This window comes from Cyclobacterium qasimii M12-11B (assembly GCF_000427295.1).
Taxonomy (GTDB): domain Bacteria; phylum Bacteroidota; class Bacteroidia; order Cytophagales; family Cyclobacteriaceae; genus Cyclobacterium; species Cyclobacterium qasimii.
In genome coordinates this window covers 23794-37317 of sequence record NZ_ATNM01000064.1, presented here as the reverse complement: position 1 = coordinate 37317, position 13524 = coordinate 23794, and the positions used below count along the sequence as shown (strand labels likewise).

Sequence of the window (13524 nt, the reverse complement as noted above, 5' to 3'; positions counted from 1 at the left end):
TAAAAATGACGCAAGCAACAAAAAACAGACTAAATCGAGTTAGGAGCATCTTGGTGTCACAACCTAAACCTACCGATGAGCGGTCCCCCTATTTTCACTTGACTGAAAAATACAAGATCAAAATTGACTTTAGGCCTTTTATACAGGTTGAGCCAGTATCTGTAAAAGATTTTAGGAAGCAAAAAATAGAAATTCTTAAACATACAGCAGTCATATTCACAAGTAGGAATGCGATTGATCATTATTTCGGAATTTGTCAGGAGTTGAAAATTGAGATGCCTGCCGATATGAAATACTTCTGTATTTCTGAGCAGACAGCCCATTACCTCCAGAAATACATTGTGATCCGAAAAAGGAAATTATTCGTAGGTACTCGTACGGCAGCTGATTTATTTGACTTCTTTAAGAAGCACAAGTCTGAGAAATATATTTTTCCTTGTTCTGATATAAGGAAAGACGATATTCCTCAATTCTTAAGTAAGAACAATATTGATTTCACAGAGGCGATTATCTATCATACAGTAGCGGCAGATTTATCGGACCTTAAGGATATTAAATATGATATTTTGGCTTTTTACAGTCCTTCTGGAATAAAATCTTTGTTAGATAATTTTCCAGATTTTGAACAAGGGAAAACCAGAATAGCTGCATTTGGCCCTACTACAGCTCAAGCTGTGAAGGATATGAACCTTATCATGGACATTGAAGCGCCACTACCAAATGCCCCAAGTATGACTGGAGCATTGGAGTTGTATATAAAAAAAGCAAATAAAATCTGATTTCTTTTAATCTTTTTACTGGTAATTTCAGTTTAAATGTGTAGAATAGATTTCAAATTGCAAAATATCTTGTACGCATGAACAAAAGAATTTACCTGTTGACCTTTGTGTTGTTTGGCATGGCTTATTTTCTGGAATCTCCGAAAGTCATTGCTCAGCAGGATGCACAATTCACTCAATATATGCACAACGGCATTTTTTATAATGCTGCTTTTGCAGGAAAAGAGGAAGGGTATTCAATAACAGCGCTTCACAGAAGTCAATGGTTAAATTATAGTACCAGCTCAGGAACGGGTGGAGCACCAACAACGCAACTTATTTCTTTCTCCGGAAGGATGAAAGGGTTGCCACTTGGCTTTGGGTTAGTAGCGGTGAATGATCAGATTGGACCTTTTAATAACCAGGAAGTAGATCTTTCACTTGCTTATCACCTTCGCTTAGGTAGAGGCAATTTGAGAGTAGGTGCTTCAGGTGGTTTTTTCTCCAGTACGATTAGATTTGGGGAATTTTCACCTGTAAATCCAGATCCCAGCATACCTTCCACTGGTGATGAAAACCAGTTAAGGCCAACGGCATCTGTGGGTTTATTGTATGATAGAGGAAATTTTTACTTAGGTTTAAGTAGCCGAAGTCTTAATGAGCCAGCTTTTGATTTTGGAAGTGGTAGTTTGGCCAATCAACTTGAGAATCACAATTATCTACTAGTTGGGTACAAAATAAACACTTTTGCGCAGTTTAGTGTTGAACCTAGTATGTTGGTGAAATCAGTGTCTTTAAATACTTTTTCTTATGACTTTAGCGTTATAGGCACGTATAATAAAAGGATTAGCCTTGGCATGGCTTATAGGGTAGAGGAATCGGCATCAGTTTTGTTAGGGTACAGCTTATTAAAAGATAACTCTCTTAGATTAGGGTACGCATTTGACTTGGTAGTTGGTGGTGTTCAAGCTAAAAGACCATCCTCCCATGAGTTCATGCTTACTTATAATATACCTCAGGTATCGAAGCAAATTGACAGAATTATTCAAAGGACTCCGAGATTCAGGTTCTAGATTAAAGAATTTTATTAAAGAAAACCTTGCGATTTTCTAATAAAATCTGTTAAATTTCGAATTAGTTGATTGTTTAAATGGTTGAAAATGAATGTAGTTACTTTATTGTCATTTATGTTAAGAAAAATGAATCATAGCTTTTTGACCCTGGTTTCAGGGTTATTAATAATGACACTACTTCAAGGTTGTGGGCTTTTCGGAAATAAAGGCACAGCTAGTGAAAAGCTCAATAGAAGAGGAGAAGTTACGGGTGTTCCCAAGAGAGCAGGATGGCAGCAATCGTTGCCTTTCGAAATGGTACCTGTAAAGGCCGGAACTTTCTGGATGGGCCAGGCTGATGAAGACATTGGCGTAAGCAGAGCATCTACTAATAAGCAAGTGACTATCTCTGAATTTTTTATGGATAAATATGAGGTGTCTAACAACAAGTACAGACAATTTCTTGATGCGGTTAGAATGGGTGAACTAGCCTTAGGCACCCCTACCACTCAGGCTAATCCACCTGAATTTGTTTTGGAAGAGTTACTACCTGATACGACTATTTGGTCACAAAGTTTTACCCACCATTATGGAGACCCATTGATGGAGTACTATTTTGATCACCCTGCTTTTGATGACTACCCAGTAGTGGGAGTTAGCTGGGATCAGGCAAAGAAATTTTGTGAGTGGAAATCATATCACATGAATGCCAATGATGAGTCTGAATTTGACATGCCTAAGTTTCGTTTGCCATTGGAGGCAGAATGGGAATATGCATCCAAAGGGGGAAAAGATATTGCTAAGTTTCCTTGGGGTGGCCCTTATTTAAAAAATCGTAGAGGCTGCTTGATGGCTAATTTTAAACCTGGTAGAGGTAACTATATAGACGATGGCTTTGCGTATACGGCTCCTGTGGATGCCTTTGCACCGAATGGCTATGGTCTTTATAATATGGCGGGAAATGTGTCGGAGTGGGTAGAGGATGCGTACAATCCTGCTGCCAATTCCTTGATCTGGGACATGAACCCAACTTATATGGATTCTACAGAAAGCCGTAAAGTGGTTAGAGGTGGATCTTGGAAAGATGTTGGGTATTTTTTAGAAACGAGTTCAAGGAATTTTGAGTACCAATTTGTTCAGACAGCTCATATTGGCTTCAGAACAACAATGACTTATATTGGAAGGTCCGGATCTATGAGTTCAAACTCTAATAAAAGAAGTCGCCGATAATTTGTATTAATTAAGTAAACACCATACTAGCAAACCGTTATAAATTTTTATTTTTACATAATATGTCTACAAAAAACAACACTTTCGCTTATAAGTTCTACGGTTCTATAATGCCTAAAATATACGGTATTGGAGCCTCTGTTGTAATACTAGGGGCAATGTTCAAAATTTTGGACTGGCCGTTTTCTTCTTTGATGATTGGTGTGGGTTTGACCACAGAGGCAATCATATTTTTTCTTTCTGCCTTCGAACCAAAAAATGAAGAGCTGGATTGGGCAAAAGTATATCCTGAATTAGAAGGTCAGAATGCTGGTGCTACTCCAAGAAGAGCTGCTGTTGCTCAAAGTACCGACCAAACTGCTCAAAAAATGGACGAAATGTTGTCCAAAGCTAAAATCGGACCCGAGTTAATAGAAAGTTTAGGCAAAGGCATGCAAAACCTTGCTAGCACTACTGAGAAGTTAGGCAATATCTCTGACGCTGCTGTAGCTACTAACGATTATGCACAGAATGTTAAAAAAGCATCAAAATCCATGCTTGAGATCAATGAGTCTTATACCAAAACAGCTAGTGCCCTTGCTGAGATGTCCTCTGCTTCTGAAGGTGCAAAAGCATACAGAGACCAGTTGGTAAGTGTGACCAGAAGCCTTTCTGCCTTGAACAATGTGTATGAAGAAGAATTGAAGGATTCAAATATGCATGCGAAAACCATCAATAAATTCTATTCCAATATTTCTGTGGCCATGGATGGCATTCAGGAAGCTGGTAAGGAAACTGAAACGTTTAAAACAGAGTTGGCAAAACTTAACAAAAATGTCCACTCACTTAACAATGTCTATGGTGGCATGTTGTCAGCCATGAAGGGTTAATAACTCATTATTCCAATCAATTTTTTATTCCTATAATTAAGATAAAGTAAAATAGCTTATGGCCGGTGGTAAAGAAACACCAAGACAGCGGATGATCGGGATGATGTACTTAGTATTGACCGCTCTGCTGGCTTTACAGGTAAGTAATCAAATCCTACAAAAATTTGTATTGATCAACGATGGGTTGGAAAGAACTTCAAAAAATTATGTGCAGAAAAACCTGTTTTCTGTTAATATTATCTCTACAACGGTAGAGCAGCAAGGCAATAATAAGGTCGATATTCCAAAAGTGGAGGCTGCTAATGAAATTAGACAAAGAAGTTCTGAGTTAGTTAGTTATTTGGAAGAAGCAAAAACCAGGTTGATAGAAGAGTCTAACGCAATTGATGATCAAGGCAACTTCAGAACCTCTGCATTGAAAAATGTAGATATTCCTGGCAATATTTTCAACAACAATCGCCTGGGTTATGAAATGCAGGAGAAGTTGAATAATTTCCCTGATGAGATTACCCAAATTCTTGGTGATTTGAAAATCAACAAGTCATTTGAAAAGATCGCAAAAGATGCTAATGAAATTGATCTCTTTAAGAATGATGTGGACGTCAATTTTAAGGATTATGTAAACCTTAATTATGTCAAATCACCAATTGGTGCGGTTCTAGCTATTATTAGTCAGCACCAAAACGAAGTACTGAATATCGAAAGTGAAGCCTTGACTGAAATCACTAATTCACTGGGGTCTTTTATATTTGAAGCGGATAAATTGAAAGCAAGAATTGCTGCCAATTCCAACGTAGTGGCTGCGGGTACTACTTTCGAAGCTGAAATGTTTTTGGCTTCCTCTTCTTCCTCTACTGAGATAAATATGACTGCCGGTGGCCGCGCAATACCTGTAGAAGAGGGTTTTGGTAAAATTAATTTCCCTGTACCGCCAGCCTCAAGTTATGATGACAGGGGGCTTGCTGCCAGATCACTTAAAGGTGAAATCAGGGTTCCAATAGGGGGTGTAGACAGTGTATTTACCATAGATTATGAATATTTTGTTGCCCAACCTGTTATTAAAGTAAGTTCTGAAGTGGTCAACCAGCTTTATGCTGAATGCGCCAATGATTTGGTTATAGAGGTTCCTGCTTTGGGCAATAGCTATGCACCTTCTTTTGCTGTGACCGGTGGACAGTCCATCAAAGGCTCTAAGCCTTCTGATGTTACGATTATCCCAGCAGCTTCAGGGAAAGTTGTGATTGGGGTCTCTAGTGGGGGTAATAAAATAGGTTCTGTGGATTATGATATCAAACCTGTACCCGCGCCTACTATACGTCCTTTTAATGGAAATACTCAAATAGATCTTCAAAATCCTACCACTGCAAACGGTTTGACTAATCTTCAAATAAGGGCCATACCTGAACCTACCTTCGGTAGAACAATGACAAAAGATGCCAATTTTGAAGTAACGGCTGGAGAAGTTAGGCTAGTTAGAAATGACGTGCCAAGAGAAAGTGTATCGATTTCCGGGCAAAATGTAGCTTCCAGAAATTTACTTGCTCAAGCACAATCCGGTGATCGTTTGGTAATTATTGCAAGAGAAGTTACTAGAACCAACTTCAGAGGAAATAAAATCAAAAGTACTGTGAACGAAGTCTTTTCAATTCCGATTAAATAATATCCTGGAAATTGAATCGTTCTATATTTAAATGAAAGAAGTCATGAAAGAATTAAGAAAAGGTCTTGGGCTGCTGACAGTTTGTGTTATTGCATGTTGCTTTTTTGCACTACCTGCTTTTTCCCAAAACAATGCTAATTCTGGAAACCCAGGAGTAGATGTAGGTGATGGAGGGTTTGCTATGGATACGATTTATTCTGTACTTCCTATAAGAGATTCTGACAAAATGTACCAAATCGGTGTGTGGAGAAGGATTGATCTTAGAGAAAAGTATAACCTGCCTTTTTATGGTACAGGCGGTTTGAAGTTGGATGGCATCATGATGAATATTTACGATGCTGTGATTGATAATTCCATTGAAGTATTCGCCGATGAGGAATTTAACGAAAGACTGTCTATCACAGATTTCCAGACAAAATTTTTGACCGCTGAAAATGGAGATTCTATTTTTGTCAAAGATTTGTATTACTTGGATTTTAGAGAGGATTTTGTTTTCGATAAACACCGTTCTGAGGTGAGATTTGATGTTAAATACATTGAGCTAGTAATGCCATCACCAACCAATTATGATGTGGGGCAAAAAACCATCGCTTTTATAAGGTTTAGGGATTTTTACAATTACTTTGCTACCCAAGAACATGGGCAGTGGATGAATTTTAAAAATACCTCTAAAAACTTATCTTACAGCCAGGCTTTTGATTTGAGGTTATTCCGTTCGGTAGTAAGGAAATATACCAACCCTGACAATGCTTTGTTAGTAGATATGGTAGATTCAGATGATCCCAATAAGGACCTTCAAGCGTATTTGAAATCTGTGGAATTTGAATATGAACTTCTCGAGTGGGAAAACAACCTTTGGGAGTGGTAATTAGAAAAAGACACTTATAAAAATTAATAGAAAGCAGGTACTTATGTACCTGCTTTTATTTTTGGGAGATGGTTTCCCAAAGTTTTAAGCCTTTGCCCTGCCCAATGAGGGCAATTATTTCTTCTTTACTTGCAGCTTCTATTTTTTTGTAAGATTTAAAATGCTTCAATAACTTCTGGGCTGTAAGGTCACCTATCCCTTCAACGTTTAGCAATTTACTATTTAAAGCTCCTTTACTCCTAAGGTCCCGGTGAAAAGTAATAGCAAAGCGGTGCGCTTCATCCCTAATCCTTTGAATTAATCGAAGAGATTCTGATTTCTTGTCTATATAAATAGGGTATTGGTCAAGTGGGGAATAGATTTCCTCCAATCGCTTGGCAATACCTATTATTGGAATCTTTCCATAAAGCTCTAAGTCTCTTAATGCCGCAACAGCAGAGGACAACTGACCTTTGCCTCCATCAATAACAATTAGCTTAGGGAGTGGTTTTTCTTCCGCTACAAGCCTTTTATACCTTCTGAACACCACTTCTTCCATACTTGCAAAATCATCGGGTCCTACCACCGTTTTTATGTGATAATGGCGGTATTCTTTTTTTGCTGGTATGCCATTTTTAAAACAAACCATGCTGGCCACAGGGTTAGTCCCTTGAATATTGGAGTTGTCAAAGCACTCAATATGATTAGGCAACTCGCTTAAAGAAAGGTCTTTCTTTAATTGAAGCAATACCCTGTTTTTTTGTCCTTGCCTTCATCAGCAAAGGACAGTTTCTCTTTTTTATAGTAGAGTGCATTTTTAAGACTTAGCTCTATTAGTTTTCTTTTGTCGCCTATTTTGGGCTGAATTAATGATAATCCTTCCGGACTTTCTACAAAGTCAATGTTTACCAAGACTTCCTTGGCATCGCTCATGAATTGATCTCTTAGTCTGACTATTGCTGTTAAAAGCAACTCCTGATCTGACTCATCCAGCTTCTTTTTTAATTCTACCGTTTTGCTTAATGTGATCGCACCATTTTTTATCCGTAGGTAATTCACGAAAGCAAATTTCTCTTCACTTACTATGGTAAAGACATCCAGGCTATCTGTGTTCGGGTTGATGACAAGCGATTTTGCGTGGTAGTTTATTAGTGAATCAAATTTGTCTTTGAAACTCTGAGCACCTTCGAAGTCCAATGAGGCTGCACTTTCTTGCATTTTTTCCTTAAAGTAACTTTTGGCCAAACCCATGTTCCCCTTGAGGATGTTTTTAGCCAGTTCTATGTCTGCCAGGTAATCTTTTTCTATCTGGTATCCTTCGCAAGGTCCCTTACAATTGCCCAAATGGTATTCCAGACAAACTTTGTATTTCGAAGCAGAAATTTTTTCAGGAGATAGGTCCAATCTGCATGTCCTCAATGTAAACAAACTATGAATGAGCTCTAAGACATTGTTCATGGACTTAACGCTAGCGAAAGGCCCGAAATAGGTACCCATGGAGGGGATTACCCGTCGGGTGCTGTAGATCCTTGGGAAATGTTCGTTTGTGAGTAGAAGGTAGGGATACGTCTTGTCATCCTTAAGAAGGATGTTGTATTTGGGCTGGGTTTTTTTAATTAAATTATTTTCGAGTAATAAGGCATCAAATTCAGAATTGACCATGGTAATTTCGATCTTTCGGATCTCCTTTACCATTTTTTTGGTCTTTTGATTAATTCCGGTGTTTTTATTAAAATAGCTGCTAACCCTTTTTTTTAGGTTTTGGCTTTTCCTACATAGATAAGTTTATCCTCCGCATTGTAATACCTGTAAACTCCTGGCAATTCAGGCAGCTGGTTATGATTCTCAGGTAAATAGGATGGGGATTGCATGTCCATATAGACAGTAGTAATCTTTATTTATTCTTATTAATCGAATTTTTTGGAAATGGATCTAAGCAAAAGAAGGTATTCAATAGCGCTAATCGATTCTGAAATCTATTCAGATGATTGCGGTCAAGACTTTTACCTAATTCTCCTTACTTGAGTAGCATTGACCCTTTGTTAAGCGTCAGGCTTCATAAAGAAACCTGACACTTAACATGGGATTAAAAATCAGTTGAAGTTGCGTCGTAGTCAAATTCCTGGTATTCCTCAGTTTCCAAGTCATATTTAGAGCAATCAATTTCTATGCTAATAGGTCTTTCTGGTTTAGCGAATGGCCCTTTTGTAATGCCCAGAGAGGTGTCTTCGTACACTTTGCTCATGTATTTTGACCAAATTGGTCTGGCCGTTCTCGATCCTTGACCATTTATCCAGCTTCTAAAGTGGATGGCTCTGTCATCACCACCTACCCATACACCACTTACCAAATCTTTTGTGATGCCCATGTACCAGCCATCAGAGGCATTTTGAGTAGTCCCGGTTTTACCGCCTATTTCATTTCCTTGGTCTCTTATACTCCAGGGTAAGCCTTGACTTGTTCCACCTTCTTCTTCCGTACCACCTCTAAGCATATAGACCATGATGTAGGCATGTTCCTCACTCATAGCAGTTCTTTTCCTGGGAATGAATTGATGTAGAACATTGCCATTTTTATCTTCAATTCTGTCTATGTAGATAGGGGTAATGTGTTCTCCTTTATTGACAAAGGTGCTAAAGGCACCTACCATTTCCATGATTGAGACATCAACTGTTCCCAGGGCAAGTGCTGGTACTGCCTCCAACTCACTCGTGATCCCAATTCGATGAGCTGTTTCTACTACCACAGCCGGACTGAGTTTTTTCATCATGTAGGCAGTGATGGAGTTGACAGATTGTGACATGGCAGACCTGATTGTCATCCGCTCATGAGTGAATTTCCCATCTGCATTTTGAGGCCTCCAAGTGGGTTGATTGGGAATGTTAATTTCTACAGGCTGATCTATTACCGTATAACATGGGCCATATCCATTTTCTATGGCAGCAGCATATACAAAAGGTTTAAAAGTGGAACCAGGTTGTCTTTTACCCTGTTTTACGTGATCGTACTTAAAGTGGGAATGGTTGGTTCCTCCTACCCAGGCTTTGATGTGTCCTGAATGAGGGTCCATAGAAACAAACCCAGTTTGCAGAAACTTCTTATAATACCGCATAGAGTCCATGGTACTCATTAACGTATCAATGTTCCCTTCGTAAGAAAAGACCTTCATTTTTTTCTTTACATTAAGTTGAAAATCAATGCTGTCTTTATTGTCTCCATAGCGGGACTTTAGATTTCTATAAGCCTCAGTTCTCTTTACTGCGTTTTCAATGAATTCTGGTATGACCCTATGGCGACTGTCAATCCAAGGGTCTCTATCACCCATTTCTGCTTCAAATTTCTTTTGTAATTCCGACATGTGTTCCTGAACAGCTTCTTCAGCATATTTTTGGAGGCGACTATCTATTGTCGTGAATATTTTTAGGCCATCTCCAAATAGGTCGTAGTTACTTCCATCAGGCTGTAAGTTTTCTTTGGTCCATTTGATCAAATCGGCCTTAACAGCCTCTCTAAAGTAAGTAGCGAGGCCTTCATTATGACTTTCCACTTGATATTCTAGCTCCATTGGTATGGAGGCTATGGAGTCAAATTGAGCCTGAGAAATAAAATCTCCATTTTTCATTTGAGCCAACACAGTATTTCTCCTTCTGGTAGAATTCTCCGTGTTGTAAACTGGGCTGTAATAAGAGGGAGCTTTCAGTAAACCTACCAAAGTAGCGGATTCTTGTACATTAAGGTCTCTGGTGTCTTTATTGAAAAATGTTTTTGAGGCGGTCTTTACACCGAATGAATTGCTTCCAAAATCAGAAGTATTGAGATACATGGTCAATATTTCATCTTTGGTATAAGCACTTTCCAATTTAGTGGCCACAATCCATTCCTTGGTCTTAATGATGATCATTCTCAATACAGGGATTTTACTTAATAATCCCTGAGAATCTCCTGTTCGAGTTTTAAATAGATTTTTAGCAGTTTGCTGGCTAAGGGTACTTCCTCCCCCAGCATTTTTCTGCATCAAAATAATGGATTTAACAAAAACCCTCGCCAAGGCTCGTGGGTCAATCCCCGAATGATCCTCAAACCTAACATCCTCAGTCGAAATTAATGCATTGATTAAATTTGGAGAGAGTTCATTATAGGTGACGGGAGTTCTATTTTCTCTAAAGTATTTACCAAGTAAGATACCATCTGCAGAGTAAAGTTCTGAAGCCAACTCACTATCAGGATTTTCCAGGGATTCAAATTCGGGCATTTCTCCGAATAGACCTAAGAAATTGGCATTTACTGATACTACAAATAGGACGAAACCGGCCAACCCTAAAATGAAAACAAGCCACATGTACCTAATTATTTTAGCATAAAGAGGCTTGGCATTTTTATTCTTAATTTTACTCATATTGGATGTCAATAAGCTTTCTTATAGAAAGACCTGTATTCCTCAATGTCTTTCCTTTTATTGAGTTGTTGAAAATTCTCAATTGAAATTACAAAACTACTATTTTTTATTTCCTCAGTTAAGGAATCATTATTAAAACTATTCAAAAAGGTCTCTTTATATGCAAGTGACTTCTCAGAATTTGAAAATGGACTAATGATCAAAATGGTTGTATCCCTTCCAAGTGAAATTGTTCCCGTTCTCAAACGCTCACTGGAGAAGTTTGAATTATGAAAACTCTCAAGTGCAGCCGTGAGGTCACTTGCTTTTTCAGCCACAGTGGTGTTCATTGGTAAGATGAATATATGGGTTTGATTGAGGTTCTCTTTGTAGGGGGATTGAACATTAGGATCATCGGGTAAATCTACTGAAATATCTGAGGCAACTTCTTTTTTATCAGTGGCCTCAGTATTTGGAACCGGAGCATTGCCCTCATCTTCGCTTACAGCTTTCAATAGTTTTTCTGCAAAATCCAATAGTTCCTCTTCCTTTGTTTGCTGTAAATAAGTTCTAAGACGGGTTTTATACGTATCCAATGGTTCTAACTGGCCAGTAATCATTATGTCGAGTAACAATAATCGATCCGTATTTTTTGTTAAAGGATATTCATTGAGAGTCTGTCTTACTATATTTTTTGCCTCTTCATACCTTCTCTCCTGAAAGTAACCATAGGCAATCTTATAATTTTCTCCAGAGGCAAGATTCGCCTGAGATCCTGATACCTTTTCGGGATTGTTAATGGACTTGGTGAATTGAGAATCCGGGAATTCTTGATTTAATAACAGGGCGTATTTCCCAGCGTTTTTATTTAAATCTTTAGTGGCCAGAAATAAAGTGTAGTAAGCTTCTGGTTTTTTTAGTGTTTCAGGATATTTTTCAATTAAAGCTTGCAGGTATTCAATCGATTTTTCTGGCTGTTTAAGATCAAAGTATAGCAACTTACCCAAGTTAAAGTAGGCTTCTTCCATCTCTACTAGCATCTCCTTACGGATTTCAGGAGAATTTGGGATTTGGTTCAACAAAGTTGCTCTATCGGGTAGGTTTGTAGTGATACTGGCGGGTGTGTTTTCATCCTCTGGAGCAGTTTTTTCATCGATAGAATTGCTTCCCTCCGAATTGGCGGCTTCTTGAAATCCCCTGTCGCTACTTCTCCAGTTGTCTGTCAGAGGTCTGTTTCCCCACATTTGGGTAAATTCCAAAGCTCCTTTTTGAATGGCTACCGTATTGTCCCAATAAAAAGTCGCCCCTGAACCTCCTCCGCTACTTCCGAAAGCCAATAGGTTTTCAAACACGCCTTGCGTCTTTTTTCTTTGTTCATCTCAGCTTCCCTGATTAACCTTTCTTCCTCTTGCGCTAAAAATTCATCAATAAATTTTTCTTGCGCTTCTGGACTTAGTTGGCTAAGTTGAATGAGACTATCATTGGTGGTTAACAATTCATAATTTAAAGCGTACTGATCGAAAACAATTTTTTTGGCAGCCAGTACGCCATAATTTTTATCTGTTTCTTTAAATTTGGTTAGGGCACTGTCCAGATAGTATTTAGTTTTCAGAAAATCTTCCTTTTCGTTAAGGAATAAATCGGAGAGTGCTTCGTAAATGTATCCCTTTTGCCTGTCGTTCTCTGTGATCTCTTTGGTGGCAAGGGAATATAACCGAATGGCTTCATCCAGGTTCCCTTGTTTTTTTTCAAAACGGCCTTTTTCAAAAAGAATGACATCTCGAAAATCAACGTTTTTATTGTCTTTATAAAGGTCATCATAATAATCCCGTACGCGTTTCAGGTCCTTGCTTCGCTCAAGTTCCGCTACTTGTTGGGAATATAGCTGTGCAAAAAAGATGCGTTCGTAGTTTGGACTTCCAGAAACTGATTTCTGGTAATATTCGTAGGCAAATGCATCTAAACCTGCTTTTTGATAAAGCTGTGCCAGTATGAAATTAATTCTTGAAGCTTCTGAATTGTCTGTGGTATATTCAAGTGATTTGAATAAGGAAGGAGCCATCAAGTCCATTTCTCCTCTAGCTTCATAGTAATAAGCCAAAGTCTTGTACAGGTATTGTTTGTTTTCATCGATGATATTTTCTTCCTTGGAAAGGAAGTCAATAACAAAGCTAGCGTCTTCAAATTGTCTGTGGTCAATGAAAGACCTTAAAAGTTGAATCAATGCAATATGCCTTACATCGTCTTGCTCACTATTAACATTTAAGAATTTGAAAGTGTTTTGGGCTTCTTCATACTGGCCTCGGTAGTAATCTACCTTGCCGATCAGGTAATAGGAAGGGTCAACCCATTTGCTTATTTTATGCCAATCCACTGCTTTTGAAGCCATCTCTCTCGCTTCTTTCAGAAGTTCTTCCTTGGATTCAATGGTCGCACTGTCTATGGTATAAAAAACAGGGAGTACTTGAGAGAAGTCTTCCTGGTATTCATTTTCTATTTCATCTTCTAATTCAAGAATTTTTTCTTTGGCATAATAATAGGCATTGAATTTGGCCGTTGTGTTATGATACAAACGGTTGGTAAATGTGTCTTTCTGCGAGGAGCAGGAAGGTAGCAGATTCAAGGCGATAGCCAAAAAGAAAAATAAAATGTTCCTTTGCAATGTTTTTATGTTTGAATTCTTGTCCAAATTAGTTCTTTTGGAATAAATATTTAAACGAAAGGAATTAAATT

At 38.3% G+C, this 13524-nt stretch carries 9 protein-coding genes and 1 pseudogene; 6 read left to right on the top strand and 4 right to left on the bottom strand.

The genetic code is table 11. The features are described from left to right. Positions 1-5: 5 nt before the first annotated feature. From ADICYQ_RS05540 to porN, 6 genes are all read left to right on the top strand, one after another. The gene (locus ADICYQ_RS05540) at positions 6-779 is read left to right on the top strand and encodes a uroporphyrinogen-III synthase (protein ID WP_040414702.1); all 774 of its coding nucleotides are present in this window, start codon (positions 6-8) and stop codon (positions 777-779) included. Between the two features lie 77 nt (positions 780-856). Next, on the top strand, positions 857-1831 hold the full coding sequence (locus ADICYQ_RS05535) for a PorP/SprF family type IX secretion system membrane protein (protein WP_040414700.1): 975 nt from the start codon (positions 857-859) through the stop codon (positions 1829-1831). A 114-nt stretch (positions 1832-1945) separates the two neighbouring features. Next, complete coding sequence (gene porK / locus ADICYQ_RS05530; RefSeq protein ID WP_040414780.1) at positions 1946-3040, top strand: T9SS ring complex lipoprotein PorK/GldK; 1095 nt, start codon at positions 1946-1948, stop codon at positions 3038-3040. Positions 3041-3102: 62 nt separating this feature from the next. Then, entirely contained in the window at positions 3103-3909 is an 807-nt protein-coding gene (gene porL / locus ADICYQ_RS05525; protein WP_020889035.1) for a type IX secretion system motor protein PorL/GldL, read from the top strand. A gap of 58 nt (positions 3910-3967) precedes the next feature. Next, the gene (porM, locus tag ADICYQ_RS05520) at positions 3968-5569 is read left to right on the top strand and encodes a type IX secretion system motor protein PorM/GldM (protein ID WP_020889034.1); all 1602 of its coding nucleotides are present in this window, start codon (positions 3968-3970) and stop codon (positions 5567-5569) included. Positions 5570-5612: 43 nt separating this feature from the next. Beyond that, a complete protein-coding gene (gene porN, locus ADICYQ_RS05515; RefSeq protein WP_020889033.1) occupies positions 5613-6437 on the top strand; it encodes a type IX secretion system ring subunit PorN/GldN in 825 nt (274 codons plus the stop codon). Between the two features lie 55 nt (positions 6438-6492). On the opposite strand, the pseudogene uvrC reads toward porN, so the two are convergent. The 4 genes and pseudogenes from uvrC to porW form a co-directional block, all read right to left on the bottom strand. Continuing rightward, positions 6493-8287, bottom strand: a pseudogene (gene uvrC, locus ADICYQ_RS05510) (excinuclease ABC subunit UvrC). 215 nt (positions 8288-8502) lie between these two features. Then, positions 8503-10812: a penicillin-binding protein 1A gene (locus tag ADICYQ_RS05505; protein WP_020889029.1), complete on the bottom strand. Its 2310-nt coding sequence runs from the start codon at positions 10810-10812 to the stop codon at positions 8503-8505. An 8-nt stretch (positions 10813-10820) separates the two neighbouring features. Next, complete coding sequence (locus ADICYQ_RS29560; protein ID WP_316929267.1) at positions 10821-12143, bottom strand: tetratricopeptide repeat protein; 1323 nt, start codon at positions 12141-12143, stop codon at positions 10821-10823. Further along, entirely contained in the window at positions 12068-13453 is a 1386-nt protein-coding gene (gene porW / locus ADICYQ_RS29555; RefSeq protein WP_316929266.1) for a type IX secretion system periplasmic lipoprotein PorW/SprE, read from the bottom strand. Before porW ends, ADICYQ_RS29560 begins: the two co-directional genes overlap by 76 nt. Between the last annotated feature and the right edge of the window lie 71 nt (positions 13454-13524).